General features: G+C 39.8%; 16 protein-coding genes. 10 read left to right on the top strand and 6 right to left on the bottom strand.

Annotated features, from left to right (window positions below):
- Positions 1-2: 2 nt before the first annotated feature.
- Positions 3-2,561, bottom strand: a complete 2,559-nt coding sequence (locus RDV63_RS09165) for a TonB-dependent receptor plug domain-containing protein (protein WP_313909197.1) — start codon at positions 2,559-2,561, stop codon at positions 3-5.
- 197 nt (positions 2,562-2,758) lie between these two features.
- Here RDV63_RS09165 and RDV63_RS09160 point away from each other — a divergent pair, with 197 nt between their 5' ends.
- The 5 genes from RDV63_RS09160 to RDV63_RS09140 all read left to right on the top strand — a co-directional run bounded on the left by RDV63_RS09160 (position 2,759) and on the right by RDV63_RS09140 (position 6,335).
- Complete coding sequence (locus RDV63_RS09160; RefSeq protein WP_313909196.1) at positions 2,759-3,328, top strand: GNAT family N-acetyltransferase; 570 nt, start codon at positions 2,759-2,761, stop codon at positions 3,326-3,328.
- Positions 3,329-3,351: 23 nt separating this feature from the next.
- Entirely contained in the window at positions 3,352-3,993 is a 642-nt protein-coding gene (locus tag RDV63_RS09155; protein WP_313909195.1) for a LysE family translocator, read from the top strand.
- Positions 3,994-4,111: 118 nt separating this feature from the next.
- Positions 4,112-5,026, top strand: a complete 915-nt coding sequence (locus RDV63_RS09150; protein ID WP_313909194.1) for a rhodanese-related sulfurtransferase — start codon at positions 4,112-4,114, stop codon at positions 5,024-5,026.
- A 171-nt stretch (positions 5,027-5,197) separates the two neighbouring features.
- A complete protein-coding gene (locus RDV63_RS09145; RefSeq protein ID WP_313910399.1) occupies positions 5,198-5,749 on the top strand; it encodes a cytochrome b in 552 nt (183 codons plus the stop codon).
- 16 nt (positions 5,750-5,765) lie between these two features.
- Entirely contained in the window at positions 5,766-6,335 is a 570-nt protein-coding gene (locus RDV63_RS09140) for a YceI family protein (RefSeq protein WP_313909193.1), read from the top strand.
- Between the two features lie 81 nt (positions 6,336-6,416).
- Here RDV63_RS09140 and RDV63_RS09135 read toward each other — a convergent pair whose 3' ends face one another.
- The 5 genes from RDV63_RS09135 to ubiG form a co-directional block, all read right to left on the bottom strand.
- The gene (locus tag RDV63_RS09135; RefSeq protein WP_313909192.1) at positions 6,417-7,421 is read right to left on the bottom strand and encodes a hypothetical protein; all 1,005 of its coding nucleotides are present in this window, start codon (positions 7,419-7,421) and stop codon (positions 6,417-6,419) included.
- 69 nt (positions 7,422-7,490) lie between these two features.
- Positions 7,491-7,745: a class I ribonucleotide reductase maintenance protein YfaE gene (gene yfaE, locus RDV63_RS09130; protein WP_313909191.1), complete on the bottom strand. Its 255-nt coding sequence runs from the start codon at positions 7,743-7,745 to the stop codon at positions 7,491-7,493.
- Between the two features lie 5 nt (positions 7,746-7,750).
- On the bottom strand, positions 7,751-8,887 hold the full coding sequence (gene nrdB / locus RDV63_RS09125) for a class Ia ribonucleoside-diphosphate reductase subunit beta (protein WP_313909190.1): 1,137 nt from the start codon (positions 8,885-8,887) through the stop codon (positions 7,751-7,753).
- Positions 8,888-8,949: 62 nt separating this feature from the next.
- Positions 8,950-11,232, bottom strand: coding sequence for a class 1a ribonucleoside-diphosphate reductase subunit alpha (gene nrdA, locus RDV63_RS09120; RefSeq protein ID WP_313909189.1), 2,283 nt, complete (start codon positions 11,230-11,232; stop codon positions 8,950-8,952).
- A gap of 391 nt (positions 11,233-11,623) precedes the next feature.
- Entirely contained in the window at positions 11,624-12,334 is a 711-nt protein-coding gene (ubiG, locus tag RDV63_RS09115; protein WP_313909188.1) for a bifunctional 2-polyprenyl-6-hydroxyphenol methylase/3-demethylubiquinol 3-O-methyltransferase UbiG, read from the bottom strand.
- A gap of 188 nt (positions 12,335-12,522) precedes the next feature.
- Here ubiG and gyrA point away from each other — a divergent pair, with 188 nt between their 5' ends.
- The 5 genes from gyrA to rpsA all read left to right on the top strand — a co-directional run bounded on the left by gyrA (position 12,523) and on the right by rpsA (position 20,210).
- On the top strand, positions 12,523-15,195 hold the full coding sequence (gyrA, locus tag RDV63_RS09110; RefSeq protein ID WP_313909187.1) for a DNA gyrase subunit A: 2,673 nt from the start codon (positions 12,523-12,525) through the stop codon (positions 15,193-15,195).
- Between the two features lie 68 nt (positions 15,196-15,263).
- On the top strand, positions 15,264-16,364 hold the full coding sequence (gene serC, locus RDV63_RS09105; RefSeq protein WP_313909186.1) for a 3-phosphoserine/phosphohydroxythreonine transaminase: 1,101 nt from the start codon (positions 15,264-15,266) through the stop codon (positions 16,362-16,364).
- A complete protein-coding gene (gene aroA, locus RDV63_RS09100; protein ID WP_313909185.1) occupies positions 16,361-17,644 on the top strand; it encodes a 3-phosphoshikimate 1-carboxyvinyltransferase in 1,284 nt (427 codons plus the stop codon). Before serC ends, aroA begins: the two co-directional genes overlap by 4 nt.
- Before the next feature lie 86 nt (positions 17,645-17,730).
- Positions 17,731-18,420, top strand: a complete 690-nt coding sequence (cmk, locus tag RDV63_RS09095) for a (d)CMP kinase (protein WP_313909184.1) — start codon at positions 17,731-17,733, stop codon at positions 18,418-18,420.
- 110 nt (positions 18,421-18,530) lie between these two features.
- Positions 18,531-20,210 carry a 30S ribosomal protein S1 gene (gene rpsA / locus RDV63_RS09090; RefSeq protein WP_313909183.1) on the top strand — a complete coding sequence of 560 codons (1,680 nt, stop codon included), beginning with the start codon at positions 18,531-18,533 and terminating at the stop codon, positions 20,208-20,210.
- Positions 20,211-20,242 lie beyond the last annotated feature (32 nt).

Here is a 20,242-nt window from a genome sequence, read left to right as displayed (position 1 = left end):
ACTTAAAACTTATAGCTACCTTTTAAGTACCAGTAACCACCATTAATGCCCATTGGAGAGGTTTCAAAGTATTTTGCACCTAGCTCTTTTTGCCACGCATCTGGTAACTTTTCTGCATTATTATTAAATAAATTTTGCGCACCTAAAGAAACAGCAAAATTATCATTTATGTAATAACTCACTTCGGCATCAAAGGTTACTTTTGCACTAGCATCAAGCGTGCGAGCTTCATCATCGGCAGCTACACCTTGATAGGTACCGTAGAAATTAGACCGTAAAAACATTGACCAAGAATCCCAGTTTTGAGACCAAGTTAAGGTTGCACGATGTTTAGGTAAGTCATTTTCTAACCGCGATACCCTAAAGTCACCGGTAATATCAGTAAAGCGTGTCACTTCAGTATCATTCCAGTTATAAGCTAAAGCAAAGCTACTGCGGCCACCTAGCATATCCATTGCGTAACTAGCGACAAGGTCGACACCTTGAGTACGGGTATCAAAATCATTAGTTAAGTAAGTAATACTGGTTAATGAGTCAATTCCTTGTACGCCAGCTGCCTTTAAAGCGGCAATTTCTGCTGGTGTAACTTCAAATGCATCTGATTGACTAATACGGCCATCAACATCAATTAAATAGTAATCTGCAGTCAAGAAGAAACCATTATCTGCATAGACAACCCCAAAAGCATAACTAGTTGACTCTTCAGGGGTTAGCTCTTTAGCGCCTTTTAATATCGCCACAGGGTTAGTTGGAGGTAAAACACCTACATCATATAAAATACCTTGGCTAGCTTCTGTCCGGACGTTACTGACGTTAGCCTGACCTACAGTCGGGGCTCTAAAGCCTGTACTAGTAGAGGCACGTAATGACCAATCATCATTAAGACGGTATTGACCAGTAAGTTTATAGTTAGTTGTAGTACCAAAACTATCGTAATCTTCAAAGCGTACCGCTAAAGCGCCCAGTAAATTCTCGGTGAATTCTGCTTCTATATCTATATAAGCGGCATAGTTACGACGACTAGATACCCCCGCATTTTGTGGTTGAAACCCTGGGAAACCGTTCGAGCCGTTACTTAAACCTTGCTCTACATAAGGCCCAACTTGCCAAGAAGCTTGATCTCCAGCCACAATTTCAAAGCTTTCTTCTGTCCATTGCGTACCAAAAGCAATAGTTAAATCTTCATGCAAGCCCACAGGTAAGAATTTCACAAAATCTGCGGTGAAGGTTTTTTCTAATTGAATATATTTACCCGTATCAAAGTTAGTAGGTGTATTAGGGCCTAATGAAGCATTAACAGAGTTAAACAGTTTAAAGCTTGACTCGCTGCGGCCAACTACACCACTAAAGTCGTATAGAATACCTTGCATAAAACTATTCTTAAACTCGCCTTTAGCACCTATAGCTAATGAAGTATCAGTTATATTTCCGCCTAGGTTAGGCGTAAAGCCACCTGGAAACATAGAGAAAAAGGTAAAGCAATTGTCAGGTAAAGCATTCACTCTTGCTGTTATATCATCATGGCTGCCAGCTAAAGACACATTGTTACAGCCACCACTACCTGTAGTATCAACAACTTGCAGTGTTTCGCCACCATCATTAGAAAATACTTGACCGCGGGTGTGTGGGTTACGGTAGTAAAAACCGCCACGAACATCGCGTTCAGAATAGTTACCAAACATATAAGCTTGGCCGCCATTATCTAAATCAAGGCCGGCATTAACAAAAATACTAATATCATCTTTTACTTCTGGTGAGCCCCAGACTTGAGTTAAAGGCGCAACAAAATTATTGCCATTATCTATTAGCGCTTGGGCATCGTCGCGCTGTACACTGCGGCTAGTAGGATCAACGTTTTTATACTGTACGCTGGCATTAACAAAGCCATTTTGGGTAAGTGGCATGCCAATGTTGGCTGAGATTTCTGTAGAATCACCGTCACCAGCATAGTATTGACCTTTCTTAACTTCAATAGAGCCACCATCAGCAGCATCTTTTAAAACAAAGTTAATAACACCGGCAATAGCATCAGAACCATATTGAGCAGCAGCACCATCCCGAAGTATTTCCACTTGTTTCATTGCAATACCTGGAATAACCGAAATATCTGGCCCTTGGGCACCATCATTAATGCCGCCACCTAAAAATGAAATAACAGAAGCACGATGCCGACGCTTACCATTTAATAATATTAAGGTACTGTCTGATGATAATCCGCGTAAGTTAATAGGCCGAATTAATGAGCCGGTATCACTGATAGGTTGGGTATGTACGTTTAATGATGGCACTGTAGTACTGATTAAATTTAGCATATCACTATTGCCATTTTTAACCAGCTCATCACCTCCAATAATATCTATAGGTACTGGCGAGTCACTTACTGAGCGAGGAGTAGAACGACTGCCTACAACAGCAATTTTTTCAATACTCTGTTCTTTTTTAGCCGTTAGCTCTGAGCTTGTTTCTTGCGCTAATGCTGTATTTGCTGCTAGCGATAATGATGCCGCTAAGCCTAACTTTACTGCCAATGCAATTTTATGATACTTATTTATATTTCTCACACCTAACTCCTTAGTGCAATGCAATTAACATTTAGTGGTATTAATTATCTTTTTTATTACAATATTGGAATATCACTTTGATGTCTATCGCATATTTATGTCTTTTCATCTATTTTAGCGAAAAATTAAGTGCGTTAATTTAAAATGACGGTTTATTAATCAAGACTGCTTAAATTTTAAGCAGCAAGAGGTTGTGTTTGGATAAAATAGTACAAATTAAACAACTTGAATCGCAGCACTTTTTAGCCGTTATTGAGCTAGCAAATCGAGTTCATGGCGAAAAGTATCTAAATTATGATGCTTTAGTGCAAATGCAATTACAGGGGATAAAAAATGGAATTAATGCTAGTTTTGTTGCCCTAAATTCACGACATAAAGTAGTTGGTTATCGTATCAGTTTTGCCCCTGGGCAATGGCAAACTGATAGATGGTGTAGCCAAAATTTATGGCCAGTCGAACTTGCAACGATGGCTTATTTTAAATCTGTAGCGGTATCTGCGGCAGAACGCGGCCAAGGTATAGGTAGTAGAATGTTGCAAGCATCAACAGTAGCACTAAAGCAGCAAGGTGCAAAAGCGGGCTTAGCGCATATTTGGCGGCAAAGTCCGGGGAACTCAGCCGAGCGCTATTTTACTCGAGCAGGTGGGACTATTTTAGCTATTCATCCTGAGCGTTGGCGACACTTGTCTGAAACTATCGGTTACACTTGTCCAATGTGTGATAAATTATGCCAATGTAGTGCAGCCGAAATGGTGCTGCAATTTTAGTAAGCCTATTCTAGAGTGTGCTCATGAGTTTTTGGCCAGAATTTTTTATTATAGCTAGCGTGCACTTAATGGCGGTAGCTAGCCCAGGGCCTGATTTTGCCATAGTATTACGCTATGCCGTTCGCTACGGTATAAAAGTAGCATTAGCCGCAAGTATTGGTATTGGTTGCGCTATATTGTTGCATGTAGCTTATTCATTAATTGGTATAGGCGTCCTTATTAAAACGACCCCTTGGTTATTTCGTTTACTTAGCTTAATTGCTGCTGTTTATCTTGCTTATATTGGTATCCAAGCGCTTAGAGCTACAGCTACTGATAATATAAATAACATTGCAACCGATCACGGATTAAACCAGGCTAGTCTTTCACTTAAAAAGGCCTTTATTGCAGGTTTTATTACCAATGGTTTAAATCCTAAAGCAACCTTATTCTTTCTATCGCTGTTTGCTGTGGTTATATCTGCTAGTACACCTTTTGAATACAAACTAATATACGGCTTATATATGGCTTTGGCGACAGCAGCTTGGTTTAGCTTTTTGTCTGTTATTTTAACTCGATCAAAAGTACGCAATTTTCTTTTAGCCAAAGGTTATTGGTTTGATCGTGCTATGGGACTATTGCTACTGGCGCTGGCAATCCATTTAATTATTAGTAGCTTTACCTAAGTGAGCTTGTTTTTAGCTAGCTAATAGCCACTAGACTTGCCATCAGCTCGTTGCAAGTTATAATAGCCGCGATTTTAATTGCCCTGGATTTACGATCCAGCTTTGCAAGAGGTTAAGTATGTATATTGTCGCAGCACTGTATAAATTTGTTCGTTTGCCTGATTATGTTGAGTTACGCGAAACTATTTACCAACTGATGGTTCAACACAACGTAAAAGGTACCTTATTATTAGCCGAAGAGGGTATTAATGGTACTATTTGTGGTAAACGGGCTGATATTGATGCTATTAAAACTTGGTTTGCTAACCAAGAACGTTTTGTTAATTTAAGTTATAAAGAGTCTACAGCTCAAGAGCCTGCATTTTATCGTACTAAAGTTAAACTAAAAAAAGAAATTGTGACTATGGGTGTTGAAGGTATAAATCCAGCTCATATAGTCGGTACCTATGTTAAAGGCGAAGAGTGGAATCAGTTAATTAGTGATCCTGATACAATTCTAATTGATACCCGAAATGACTATGAAGTTAGTATTGGTACTTTTAAAAACGCGGTCAATCCTAATACGACTACTTTTCGTGAGTTTCCAAAGTGGGCAGAAGAAAACCTTGATAAAACTAAGCATAAAAAAGTGGCGATGTTTTGTACCGGTGGTATTCGCTGCGAAAAATCGACTGCTTTTTTAAAAGAGCAAGGTTTTGATGACGTTTATCACTTAGAAGGTGGTATCTTAAAATATTTAGAAGAAATGCCAGAAGAGCAAAGCTTATGGCAAGGTGAATGCTTTGTATTTGATCAGCGAGTTGCCGTAAAGCATGGCTTAGAGCAGGGCAGTTATGATCAATGCTATGCGTGCCGTATGCCGCTTTCTAAAGACGAAATGGCCTCTGAACATTATGTTAAAGGCTTAAGCTGCCCACACTGTCATGATAAAACGACTGAAGAGCAAAAAGCTTCTTTTGCTGAGCGGCAACGTCAAGTTGAACTTGCTAAACAGCGGGGCGAAAAACATATTCGAGATGGCAAACTTGAATAATCAGAGTTATTAACAGGTCATATAAGTATTTTAAGCCAGCATTTAGCTGGCTTTTTTATTGTTATTTTTGCTATTAATGCCAGCAATCATTCTTTTTAATAGAATGATTAATCGGGAATTATGAAATGTTCATTATATTAGATTAGTGTATCATTGGTTTGAAAGGAGCAGATTATGCTAAAAAATGGTTCATCACATTACGGTTTAATTAGTGTAGTAATACATTGGTTAATGGCTTTAGCCGTTTTTGCTTTATTTGCCCTAGGTTTTTGGATGGTTGATTTAAGCTACTATAGCCAGTGGTATCGTACTGCGCCTTATTGGCATAAAAGTGTCGGGATCTTATTAGCTATAGTGTTGTTAGTGCGTATTAGTTGGCGTTTTATCAGCCCACCGCCTAAAGCGATTGCAACCCATAAACCTTGGGAAACAAAACTGGCTGGCTTAGCACATTTATTATTGTACTTAGGCTTAGTAATACTAGTAATAAGTGGTTATTTAATTTCAACAGAAGATGGCAGAGCTATTACTGTATTCGACTGGTTTGATGTACCAGCAGCAGGAGCTTTATTTGCTAATCAAGCTGATATTGCTGGCCTTGTTCATGAATATACTGCTTACGGATTAATTACCATGGCAGTATTACACGGTTTAGCTGCAATAAAACATCATCTAATTGATAAAGACCATACGCTTAAACGTATGTTTGGATTTAAACTTTAATAACAGGAATATTAAAATGAAAAAATTATTATTAGCGGCATCTATGGCCGCAATGATGGCAGTACCAGCACAAGCGGCTGATTACGTTATTGATACCGAAGGCGCTCATGCTTTTGTTCAATTTAAAATTAGTCACTTAGGTTACAGCTGGTTATATGGCCGTTTTAACACTTTCTCTGGCGACTTTAGCTATGATGCAGACAAATTAGCCGATTCTAAAATTAAGCTAACTATAGATACAAGCAGCGTAGACTCAAACCATGCTGAGCGTGATAAGCATTTACGTAGCTCTGATTTTTTAAACGTAAGTAAGCACCCTAAAGCTTCATTTGTTAGCACTAAGGTTGTACCTAAGGGCAATAAAACCTTCGATCTACATGGCAACTTAACCTTAAATGGTGTAACTAAAGCTATTGTTATTGCAGCAGAAACAACAGGTGAGGGTAAAGATCCTTGGGGTGGTTACCGCGCAGGCTTTGCCGGTACTACGACTTTGACATTAAAGGATTTTGCAATTAATACTGATTTAGGCCCAGCATCTGCAACTGTACAGATGGAGTTAGCGGTTGAAGGTATTCGTAAGTAATTAGCTTGTTTAGCAGCTTTAGTCTTTATAACGGCAGGAAAGCTCAGGTTTCCTGCCGTTGCTATTTCTAGCTGTTTCTGTTTAATCTTGCTTAGGCATTGGATCTGGGTCAGTTTGGCCAGACTTAGATTTAATTGCACTGGTTAAGCTCAATAAAATTAGATTAAAGTTTTCGTCAGCCATCTGTACCGTAGTTAGTTTACTAACTAATAAGCTAGCCTCATAATTATCCCCAGTACGATACATCAATTGTGCTAAGCGTAATATTGCCCAAGGGATAGTTTTATTTTCACTATCTTGATAAAACTCTAAATATTGTTGTAAGGCAGTAATACCAAGTGTTGCGTCTTGATCGGCTATTACAGCTAAGCGACCTATATGATATAGCGCATTATATTTATCGGTTAAATCAGTTGAATACTCTGCCGCTAATTTATAACTACTAAAGGCTTCATCATATATTGCTAACTCACTTTCTAGCTGAGCTTTACGCATCAATAAACGGACAGTTGGTGGCTTTGGCATCATAGTAGTGAGTAGGGTTAAAGCTTCATTAGGTTTTTTATTGTTTATCAAGATCCGACTTTCTGCCAGTAAACCTTGGTCGGGATTATCTTTAGCCATTTGTTGTGCCATAGCTTGAGCCAATTCCTTGTCTCCACCAGCAGCAGCAGGGGCTATACTATAAAAATCAATAAGTGCCTGACGGGCAGGATAATGCTCTGGTGCTAAACTAATCGCTTTTTGTAATAAAGCTTCACCACGCTTTGCTCGCTCTTTAGCTGAAAATATATTGCCATCACTAGCTAATCGAATTTTACTTAAACCAGCTAAATAGTTCAGCTCGCTACTATTTGGGAATTGCTCTATAGCATAATTTAATAAAGTATTGGCATCTTCATAACGTTGTTGATTAATTAACGCCCGTGCATAAATGATAAGTAAGCCTTGATCTTGCTTATATTCTGGCTGCTTAATTAGCTGCTGCTCTAACTCTGTAAATTGAGATTTTGCTAATAACTGTTCGTAATGTGATAAGTCAGCAGAGGCCAAACTGGATGCAATAAGTAACAACAACACTTTCATTTAGGTGCTCCTAGTAACAGGGCATAGGTGGTTACAGTCTGAGGGATCAAGGTGAAAATTACCAGATACTCAGGGAATTTCAATATCAATATTTGTTAGTGGAATACTACAACAGGGTAAAAATTCACCTTGACGGACAAAGGCTAAGGGTTCGTTAAGGTATTTTATCTTACCAGTTATTAATTTACAGCGACAAGCCCCGCAATACCCCTCTCGACACTGATAATTGATATCGGGTTGTTGCTGTTCAATTACTTCAAGTATAGTGCGGCGGCTACCATCAAAATCAATGCTAGCCGCGCCTGTTATATTAACTTTGTACATCAAGCTTACAGATCAAAGTCACCAAACTCTGCGCTATCGACTTCATTATCTATTTGGCCTACTAAGTACGAGCTAATTTCAGTTTCTTGTGGTGCTACTTGCACATTATCAGAAACTAGCCAAGTATTAATCCATGGAATAGGGTTTTGCGTAGTGCTAAACATAGGCTTCATGCCTAAGGCTTTCATTCGGGTATTGGTTAAGTACTCTACATACTGGCAGAGAATATCTTTATTTAAACCAATCATTGAACCATCTTTAAATAGATAGCTAGCCCACTCTTTTTCTTGCTCTGCTGCAATACGGAAGATAGCATAAGCTTCTTCTTCACACTCTTTTGCCACTATAGCCATTTCAGGATCATCTTCGCCCGCAGCCATAATATTTATAATATGCTGGGTGCCTGTTAAGTGTAAGGCTTCATCACGGGCAATTAAGCGGATGATTTTTGCATTACCTTCCATGAGTTCACGCTCGGCAAAAGCAAAGCTGCAAGCAAAGCTAACATAGAAACGTATAGCCTCAAGCACGTTAACTGACATCATGCATAAATATAAACGTCGTTTTAATTCACGCAGGTTAATGGTATGGGATTCACCATTAATAGTGTGGGTACCTTCACCGCAACGCTGGTATAAATTAATACCATCAATTAACGAATCATAGTAACGCGTAACATCTTTAGCGCGCTCTAATATTTTTTCGTTAAGCATAATATCATCAAACACTTTATGCGGTTCGGAGGTGATATTACGCACTATATGAGTATAACTTCGGCTATGGATAGTTTCGCTAAAGGCCCAAGTTTCAATCCAAGTTTCAAGCTCAGGTAAGGATACAATAGGCAAAAAAGCCATATTAGGTGAACGACCTTGGACAGAATCTAATAAGGTTTGGTACTGCAGATTACTGATAAAAATATGTTTTTCATGTTCAGGTAAGTTTTGAAAATCGATCCGATCTTTACTGACATCAATTTCTTCTGGACGCCAAAAGAAGCTTAATTGTTTTTCGATTAACTTTTCAAAAACATTAAATTTTTGCTGATCATAGCGCGATACATTAATTGCATTACCAAAAAACATTGGTTCTTTAAGTTGATCATTAATTTTTTGATTAAAAGTAGTATACGGCTTGGCCATGTCTCTTCCTAAATTAGTCATAAAACCAAACTGCAGACGCAAAATTCGCCTGCAGTAATCGATTAAATTTTACAAGCGCCGCCTGCACAGTCATCATCTGACTCAGCTTGCATATCATCTTGTATATCTGAAGCACCATCACGCGTATTGTGGTAATACAAGGTTTTAACACCTAGTTTATAAGCAGTAAGTAAATCTTTTAATAACACTTTCATTGGCACTTTACCGCCGCCAAACTTGTTTGGGTCATAACTGGTATTGGCAGAAATAGCCTGATCAACAAACTTTTGCATGATAGCCACTAATGCAATATAGCCATCGTTATTAGGCAGTTCCCATAATAATTCATACTGATCTTTTAATCGCTCATACTCTGGAACTACTTGCTTTAAAATACCGTCTTTACTGGCTTTAATACTAATGTGGCCACGAGGTGGCTCAATACCATTGGTCGCGTTAGAAATTTGCGATGAGGTTTCTGATGGCATTAACGCCGTTAGGGTTGAGTTACGCAAGCCATGAGTTGTTATTTGTGTTCTTAGCTGTTCCCAATCTAATTGCAGTGGCTCTGCACAAATTTTATCTAAATCTTTTTTATAAGTATCAATTGGTAAAATACCGTCGGCATAAGTAGTTTCGGCAAACTTTAAACATGGACCAAATTCTTTCGCTAATTTGTTTGAAGCTTTAAGTAAGTAATACTGAATAGCTTCAAAAGTACGATGGGTTAACGCATTAGCAGAGCCATCTGAGTATTTAACGCCATTTTTAGCCAGATAATAGGCATAGTTAATAACACCAACACCTAAAGTACGACGATTCATAGTGGCATGGTAAGCCGCTGGAATAGGGTAGTCTTGATAGTCTAATAAGCTATCAAGCGAACGTACTGCAAGTTCTGCTAATTCTTCTAATTCAGATAAATCTTCAATGGCACCTAAGTTAAAAGCAGATAAGGTACAAAGAGCAATTTCGCCCTCAGGATCATTAACGTTATTTAAAGGCTTAGTAGGTAAAGCAATTTCAAGACATAAGTTACTTTGTCTTACCGGTGCCACTTTAGGATTAAACGGGCTGTGGGTATTACAGTGATCTACGTTTTGCAAATAAATACGGCCTGTACTAGCACGTTCTTGCATAAATAAGGTAAATAACTCTATTGCCTTGATACGTTTTTTACGAATGCTACTATCGGCTTCGTATTTTACATAAAGCTGCTCAAACTTTTCTTGATCTTCAAAAAATGCATCGTATAACCCAGGTACGTCTGATGGGCTAAATAAAGTGATATAGTCATCTTTTATTAAACGGGTATACATTAAGCGGTTAAATTGCACCCCGTAGTCTAAATGACGAACACGGTTTTCTTCCACACCACGGTTATTTTTTAATACTAATAATGACTCAACTTCTAAGTGCCATAATGGATAGAATAGGGTGGCCGCACCACCACGTACACCACCTTGCGAGCAACTTTTAACAGCCGTTTGAAAATGTTTATAAAACGGAATGCAACCAGTATGAAAAGCTTCACCATTACGAATTGGGCTGCCTAAAGCACGGATACGGCCAGCATTAATACCAATACCAGCGCGTTGGCTTACATACTTAACTATAGCGCTAGAAGCAGCATTAATTGAATCTAAGCTGTCATCACATTCAATTAAAACACAAGAGCTAAACTGACGCGTTGGTGTACGCACACCAGCCATAATTGGTGTTGGTAACGACAATTTAAACAGTGAACAAGCATCGTAAAAACGGCGAACATAATCTAAACGGGTCGATTTAGGGTAGTTAGCAAATAAGCAAGCTGCCACTAGCATATATAAGAACTGAGCACTTTCGTATATTTCACCACTAACGCGGTTTTGAACTAAATACTTACCTTCTAGCTGCTTAACAGCTGCGTAGCTAAAGTTTAAATCACGGCTATGATCAATATAACTATCTAATTGGACTAACTCAGCTTCGCTATAGTCTTCAAGAATATGGCTATCGTAACGGTTGTTTTTAACCATTTTTACTACATGGCTATATAAGGCTGGTGGCTCAAATTGACCATAGGCTTTCTTGCGTAAATGAAATACAGCTAAACGAGCTGCCAAGTATTGATAGTCAGGGCTATCTTTACAAATTAAGTCAGCGGCAGATTTAATAATCGTTTCGTGAATATCTTCTGTTTTAATACCATCATAAAACTGAATATGCGATTTTAGTTCAACTTGAGATACCGACACATTAGATAAACCTTCCGCGGCCCAGTCTATAACTCGGTGGATTTTATCTAGGTCTAAGGGTTCACGGCGGCCGTCACGTTTTGACACGTAAAGAGATTGAGTCATCGCTACATAGTTCCATTATTAAATTAGTGGCTTAGTTTCATCTTAGTCTTTTAAGACTTATACAACAGCGTTGCACGACTAGTAAAACAGCAGTTACTGCTGCCGATTTACACAACATATAGATGAATTCTAAAAAGTGATCACAATATAGTGTGTTAAAGGCATTGTTGCAAGCTAGAGCCAAAGTCTTTTTTATTAGGGTGTGATATTTAGATTTTACAGATAAGTTTGACAACTTAATCAAGGTTAATAGTCATAGCGAGCTTTTGCAATAGCAAAAAAAATATCTGGTTAAGCTTAATTATTTGAGTTAGTAGCTACTAACCCCCTTAGCTTGATGCAAGTATAAGCCTGCACTAAGCAAGAGGGGATTAAGGAAAGAAATAAAATTTTATTCTGGCTTTTTTGCGACGACAATGTAATTGACATCAACACCGGGGCCAGTTTTAAAGCTTTCTGTTAAAGGATTATAATGTAAGCCTGTAGTGTCAACTACTTCCAAGCCAGCTTGTTCAATAAAGCGCATTAAAGTTGAAGGACGAATAAACTTATCAAACTCATGTGTCCCTTGCGGCACAAGCTTTAACACACGCTCTGCAGCTACAATAGCTAAGGCCCAAGCTTTCCAGCTTTTATTTAAGGTTGAAAAAAATAACCAGCCTCCTGGCTTAGCTAAGTCGGCGCAAGCTTGAATAACTGACATTGGCTCTGGCACATGCTCAAGCATCTCCATACAAGTGACGATATCAAATTGTTCGGCATACTCTGCTGCATAGCTTTCAGCGGTACTTTGTTGATAATTAACTTCTACACTCGCTTCTAAAGCATGCAGTTTAGCTACTGTTAGCGAGTCTTCAGCCATATCAATACCACTGACATTCGCCCCGGCTTTAGCCATGCTTTCAGCTAAGATTCCGCCGCCACAGCCAACATCTATGATAGCTTTGCCAAAAAGGCCTTGCACCTGGTCACTAATGTAACTTAGCCGAACCGGGTTTAATAAATGTAAGGGTTTAAATTCACCGGCGGGATCCCACCAGCGTGAAGCAATATCATTAAATTTAGCAATTTCTGCTGGATCTACATTAGTATGAATGGTCATATATGTTTGCCTATAGATTTTTGCCTATTATAAAGCCTTGATCTATTACAGCAAACTAATCCACAAATTAAAGCTAGCACTGAAACATGGCAAGCTTAATTTTATGTGGTAGAATCACGTGTTGCCTCGCACTAGATAATACAGATAAAAGCGAGTTATCTATCTGATTTAAGGGAAATTAGCGTTTTATGACAGATCTGGCCAAAGAAATAGTTCCTATTAATATCGAAGATGAGCTAAAAAACTCCTACCTCGACTATGCAATGAGTGTCATTGTCGGCCGTGCCTTACCAGACGTAAGGGATGGGTTAAAACCGGTTCACCGTCGCGTATTATTTGCGATGAAAGAACTGGGTAATGATTGGAATAAAGCCTATAAAAAATCTGCCCGTGTGGTAGGTGACGTTATTGGTAAATATCACCCACACGGCGACAGTGCTGTTTACGATACAATAGTTCGTATGGCTCAGCCTTTTTCATTACGCTATATGTTAGTTGATGGCCAAGGTAACTTTGGTTCTGTTGACGGCGACTCTGCAGCGGCAATGCGTTATACCGAAGTAAGAATGGCACGCATTGCTCATGAGTTATTAGCTGATCTTGATAAAGAAACCGTCGACTTTGTACCTAACTATGATGGTACAGAGCTGATCCCTGAAGTTATGCCCACTAAGATCCCTAATTTATTAATTAACGGTTCATCTGGTATAGCTGTAGGTATGGCGACCAATATTCCGCCACATAATATTACTGAAGTGATTAATGGCTGCTTAGCCATTATAGCTAACCCCGATATAGAGTTGCATGAACTAATGCAACATATCCCAGGCCCAGACTTCCCAACTGCCGGTATTATTAATGGTCGCAAAGGTATTGAAGAAGCCTATGCCACAGGCCGCGGTAAAGTTTATATTCGTGCTAAAACCGAAATAGAAACGGATGAAAACACTGGTCGTGAAACCATTATTGTTAATGAGATCCCATATCAAGTTAACAAAGCCCGTTTAATTGAAAAAATAGCCGAGCTAGTAAAAGAGAAACGCATCGAAGGTATCTCAGCATTACGTGACGAGTCTGATAAAGACGGTATGCGCATTGTTATAGAGCTTAAACGCGGTGAATCATCAGAAGTTATGCTAAATCAGCTGTACCGCAATACCCAGATGCAAGCGGTGTTTGGCATTAATATGGTGTCATTAGATAGAGGCCAACCTAAACTGCTTGGTTTAAAAGCCATGTTAGAATGCTTTATCTTACACCGTCGTGAAGTGGTTACCCGTCGTACCGTATTTGATTTGCGTAAAGCTCGCGATAGAGCACATATTTTAGAAGGCCTAGCGATTGCTTTAGCAAATATTGATGAAATTATCGAGCTAATTAAAAAATCAAACAGCCCAGCAGAAGCTAAAGTAAGTTTAGTTGAGCGCGGTTGGTTATTAGGCGATGTTAGTGCCATGCTTGAGCGCGCTGGCCAAGATGCCGCTCGTCCTGAGTGGTTAGAAGAACACTTTGGTATTCGTGATAACCAATATTTCTTAACTGAACAACAAGCCCAAGCTATTTTAGATTTACGTCTACATAGACTTACTGGTTTAGAACATGAAAAGATTCTAGACGAATATAAACAGTTATTAGAACTTATAGCAGAACTTTTACACATTCTTAATACGCCGGCGCGTTTAATGGAAGTAATTTGTGAAGAGCTAGAAGCCGCTAAAGCCCAATATGGTGATGAGCGCCGTACTGATATTCAAGATAATATGCTTGATATCAACATGGAAGATTTAATTACTGAAGAAGATGTTGTTGTAACGCTTTCTCACTTAGGTTATGCCAAGTATCAAGCTTTATCTGACTACGAAGCTCAGCGTCGTGGCGGTAGAGGTAAAGCGGCAACAACCGTAAAAGATGAAGACTTTGTAGATAAACTACTTATAGCTAGTACTCATGATACCATCTTATGCTTCTCGACCCGAGGCCGTATGTATTGGCTGAAAGTGTATCAATTACCACTTGCTAGCCGTACTGCTCGCGGTAAGCCAATTATTAATATACTGCCACTGGAAGATGGTGAACGTATTAACGCCATTTTACCGGTTCGTGAATACGAAGAAGGTAAATACGTCTTTATGGCAACAGCAAATGGTACTGTTAAAAAGACAGCATTAACTGAGTACTCTCGTCCACGCGCTAACGGTATTATTGCGGTTAACCTTAATGAAGGTGATCACCTAATAGATGTTGGTTTAACTGACGGTAGCAATGAAATTATGTTGTTCTCAGATGACGGTAAAGTAGTACGTTTTGCTGAAGAGCAAGTTCGTAGTATGGGCCGTACCGCCACAGGTGTACGCGGTATCCGTTTACGTGAAGGCGGTTCTGTTGTCTCGTTAATTATTCCTAATGGCGATAGCCCCATTTTAACGGTTACTGAAAATGGTTACGGTAAGCGTACTGCATTATCTGAATACCCTGCTAAAAACCGTGCTACTCAAGGTGTGGTATCTATTAAAGTCTCTGAGCGTAACGGTTTAGTGATTGGTGCGACCCAAGTAAGCAATATGGACGAAATTATGATGATTTCTAACCGTGGTACCTTAGTACGTACCCGTGTTAGCGAAGTGTCTGAGGTTGGTCGTAACACCCAAGGCGTCATTCTAATTCGTACTATAGACCAAGAGAAAGTGGTTGGTTTAGCAAGAATTGATGAAATTCAATTAAGCGAAGAAGAAATTGCAGCTGAGGCAGAAACAACTGAAATAATAGCAGAAGATACAGAAGTTAATGCTGATACCACAGCTACAGATGCGTCAGATGATGTTATTCAAGATGCTGACGAAACTGAAGATCCAGCCCAATAACCCTTGTTATTAAATATAAAAAAGCGAGCGCAATAGTGCTCGCTTTTAGTTTTAGGAGCGAGTAAATAATGACTAGCTTTAATTTTTGTGCCGGTCCAGCTATGTTGCCCGCAGCTGTTATGCAACAAGCACAACAAGAGCTATTAAATTGGCAACAACAAGGTTGCTCGGTGATGGAAGTTAGTCATCGCAGTGATAGTTTTGTATCTATGGCAGCGCAAGCTGAGCAAGACCTGCGAGACTTACTAAATATTCCTACAAACTACAAAGTGCTGTTTATGCATGGTGGTGGCCGCGGCCAGTTTTCGGCAGTGCCATTAAACTTACTCCAGCCTACAAATGGCAATAAATCAGAGCAGGGTGCTGATTACTTTATCTCAGGTGCTTGGTCTAAATCAGCCGTTGCTGAAGCTGAAAAATATGGTCAGATCAAGGCTATCGATATTCGTTGCCAATCTGATTTGGGCCTACGCAGTTTAGTTGCGCCAGAGCAGTGGCAAATAAGCTCTGCAGCAAACTATGTTCACTGTTGCCCAAATGAAACCGTTGATGGTTTAGAGTTCACCAGTTTGCCTACTACTGATAAACCTATCATTGCAGATCTGTCATCGACTATATTGTCACGGCCAATAGATGTTAGCCGCTACGGTATTATCTATGCCGGTGCTCAAAAGAATATTGGCCCATCAGGATTATCCATAGCCATAGTACGTGAAGACTTATTACCTGCAGCAAATAACAGTATTCCCTCAGTTTTAGATTATCGTTTAGCGGCTGAACACGACAGCATGTATAACACACCACCTACCTTTGCATGGTATTTAGCCGGTTTAGTCTTTAAATGGTTAAAACAACAAGGTGGCGTAACTGAAATGGCAACGCGTAACCAAAAAAAATCATCTCTACTTTATGATTTTATTGATAAAAGTGATTTTTATCATAATGATGTCGATCTTGCTTATCGCTCGTGGATGAATGTGCCATTTTTGTTAGCTGACGACAGATTAAATGACGCTTTTTTAGAGCAAGCTGAACACCATGGCTTATTAGCACTTAAAGGTCACCGTATGGTCGGTGGCATGCGTGCTAGTATCTATAACGCTATGCCTATAGAGGGCGTACAAATGTTAATTAGCTTTATGCAAGAATTTGAGCGCGTTAACGGATGAAGACTTTAACCTTAACTCCCATCAGTGCTATATCAGGTGTAGTACATTTACCTGGCTCTAAAAGTATTTCTAATCGAGTATTGCTACTGGCTGCTTTGGCCCAAGGTGAAACTAACATCAGTAATTTGCTTGATAGCGATGATGTGAAGCATATGCTTAATGCCTTAACCAGACTAGGGGTTAATTATCAGTTATCCGACTGTCGTACCCATTGTGTTATGCAAGGTTTAGGCGGCCTGTTTAAAAGTGACCAACCCTTAGAAATATTTTTAGGCAATGCCGGTACCGCTATGCGGCCATTGACAGCAGCTTTAGCGGCATCAGATGTTAACGTTACTTTAGTCGGTGAGCCGCGCATGTATGAAAGGCCTATTGGCCATTTAGTCGATGCTTTAGCTGGTTGGCAAGCCGATATTAATTATTTGCAACAAGCAGGCTTTCCTCCTTTACAAATAAACGGCAAACCATTAAATGGTGGTCAAATTGCTATTGATGGCTCTATATCTAGCCAATTTTTAACTGCAGTGTTAATGGTGGCACCGTTATTAAAAAGCGATAGTGACATTAGCATTATTGGCGACTTAGTGTCTAAACCCTACATTGATATTACCTTAGCATTAATGCAGCGTTTTGGCGTCACTGTCATAAATAATGACTATAAAAGCTTTAGCATTAAAGGCCAGCAACAGTATCAATCACCAGGGGCATGTTTAGTTGAAGGCGATGCCTCATCGGCCTCTTACTTTTTGGCTGCAGCGGCTATTAAAGGCGGTAGCGTAACGGTAACAGGTATTGGTAAAAATGCGGTCCAAGGTGATATTTATTTTGCAGATGCCTTAGAGGCAATGGGCGCCGATGTAGAGTGGGGAGAAGACTACATTAAGGTTACGCGTAACACTTTGACTGGTATCGACCGCGATTATAATGCTATACCTGATGCTGCTATGACTATTGCTACCACTGCTTTGTTTGCTAAAGGCGATACTATTATTCGCAATGTTTATAACTGGCGAGTAAAAGAAACTGATCGCTTAGCGGCTATGGCAACCGAGCTAAGAAAAGTAGGGGCAACAGTTGAAGAAGGCACTGATTATTTAAAAATCAGCCCACCTAGTCAGCTTAAACATGCCAGTATCGCTACCTATAACGATCATCGTATGGCGATGTGTTTTTCTTTAGTGGCGCTTAGTGATACTGCAGTTACCATTGAAGATCCAGATTGTACGACTAAAACATTTCCTAACTATTTTAATGTCTTTAAACAGTTAGCTCAGGGGTAAAAACCAAGAACTTATACTTTAAAAACTGTATAATACGGCGATTTTAAATTTAAGCATTGTAAAAGCACTATAGCCAAGGGGGTAGGATGCCACATAACGCAGCTGTGATTACCATTGATGGACCCGGAGGATCGGGGAAAGGCACTATCTGCCGTTTATTAGCTCAACGATTGGGTTGGAAACTACTAGACAGTGGTGCTATTTATCGGGTACTTGCACTCGCCGCTATGCATCACCATATCGCATACGATGATGAAGACGCTTTACAGCCTTTAGCCGCACATTTAGATGTTCAATTTACCAGTGACGAACAAGGCAATATTCGCATCATCTTAGAGGGTGAAAATGTCACTAATACTATCCGTACAGAAAAGGTTGGTATGGTAGCCTCAACCATAGCCTCATTACCAAGAGTAAGAGAAGCCTTATTACGCCGACAGCGGGCTTTTGCCGAAGCACCCGGCCTAGTTGCGGATGGTCGTGACATGGGTACAGTCGTGTTTCCAAAAGCCATCGTTAAAATATTTTTAACCGCTACCCCTGAAGAGCGCGCCAATCGCAGATATTTAGAGTTGAAAGCCAAAGACCATGATGTTAATATCAGCGACCTTTTGAGTGAAATTCAGGCAAGAGATGAGCGCGATATTAATCGTGCTACTGCACCGCTTAAACCCGCTGCAGATGCTTATATCCTAGATTCCACTGATAAATCAATTGAACAAGTGTTGGCAGAGGTGCTGGATTATGCAGGTTTAAAACTCCCTGCATTAGTATAAATCACGCTTAAACCACATTTTGGACAGCCTGCTAAATGGATTTAACAGGTAAATTTAGTAACCCCACACGAACATGATGATCTGTGGTGCACTTAACTGAAAAAGTGAATATGACTGAAAATTTTGCACAAATGTTTGAGGAAAGCCTCAACACAATCGAAACCCGTCCTGGCTCTATCGTTAAAGGTACAGTTGTTGCTATATTAAAAGACGTTGTTATGGTCGATGCTGGCCTTAAGTCTGAAGCGGCTATTCCTGTAGAGCAGTTTAAAGCGGCAAACGGTGAAATCGAAGTAAGCGTAGGCGATATCATTGATGTAGCACTTGACGCGATTGAAGATGGTTTCGGTGAAACTTTATTATCTCGCGAAAAAGCTAAGCGTCATGAATCTTGGGTACGTTTAGAAAAAGCCTGTGAAGAAAAAGAAACTGTAATCGGTGTTATCACTGGTAAAGTTAAAGGTGGTTTCACAGTTGAAGTTGACGGTATTCGTGCATTCTTACCGGGTTCATTAGTTGACGTACGTCCAGTACGCGATACTTTGCACCTAGAGAACAAAGATCTTGAGTTCAAAGTCATTAAGTTAGACCAGAAGCGTAACAACGTTGTTGTTTCACGCCGTGCTGTTATCGAATCAGAAAGCAGCCATGAACGTGACCAGTTGTTAGAAACTCTGGAAGAAGGCATGGAAGTTAAGGGTATTGTTAAAAACTTAACTGACTACGGTGCTTTCGTAGACTTAGGTGGCGTAGACGGCTTACTACATATCACAGATATGGCATGGAAGCGCGTTAAGCACCCAAGCGAAATTGTTAACGTGGGTGATGAAATCCCAGTTAAAGTATTAAAATTTGATCGCGAGAAGCAACGTGTTTCTTTAGGTCTTAAGCAAATGGGTGAAGATCCATGGGCTGCTATCGCTTCTCGTTACCCAGAAGGTGCTCGCATCACTGGTCGCGTAACTAACCTGACAGACTACGGTTGTTTCGTTGAAATCGAAGAAGGCGTTGAAGGTTTAGTACACGTTTCAGAAATGGATTGGACTAACAAAAACATCCACCCATCTAAAGTTGTTAACTTAGGTGATTCAGTGGAAGTTATGGTTCTAGAAATTGACGAAGAACGTCGTCGTATTTCTTTAGGTCTGAAACAATGTAAAGCTAACCCTTGGGAAGAATTTGCTAAGGGCTTCAACAAAAACGATCGTGTTAGCGGTAAGATCAAGTCAATCACTGACTTTGGTATCTTTATCGGCTTAGACGGCGGTATCGATGGTTTAGTACACTTATCTGATATTTCTTGGAACGCAACTGGTGAAGAAGCCGTTCGTGATTTCAAGAAAGGCGACGAAGTACACGCTGTTGTATTACAAGTTGACCCAGAGCGCGAGCGTATTTCTTTAGGTATCAAGCAAATGGATGAAGATCCATTTAACGATTACCTTGCCGACAACAAAAAAGGTGCTATCGTTAAAGGTGAAGTAACTGCCGTTGACGCTAAAGGCGCTACAGTAATGTTGCAAGGCGCAGTAGAAGGTTATATCCGTGTATCTGATATTGCGCGTGAGCGTACTGAAGATGCCTCTACTGTTCTAAAAGTTGGCGAAGAAGTTGAAGCTCGTTTAATGGGTGTTGATCGCAAAAACCGCGTAATCAGCCTGTCAATCAAAGCTAAGTTCGAAGTCGAAGAAAAAGAAGCTATGGAAACTGTCAATAAGAAGCAAGAAGAAGCTGATTTTGGTAGTAACGCTATGGCTGATGCATTTAAAGCTGCTCAAAAGCAGGATTAATTGCTAGCAAGGCAGGGGGCATTTGCCTCCTG

The sequence above is a fragment of the Rheinheimera sp. MMS21-TC3 genome (genome assembly GCF_032229285.1).
Classification (GTDB): Bacteria; Pseudomonadota; Gammaproteobacteria; order Enterobacterales; family Alteromonadaceae; genus Alishewanella.
Note: the sequence above shows the minus strand (reverse complement) of the source record. Positions and strands in the feature narration are given on the sequence as shown.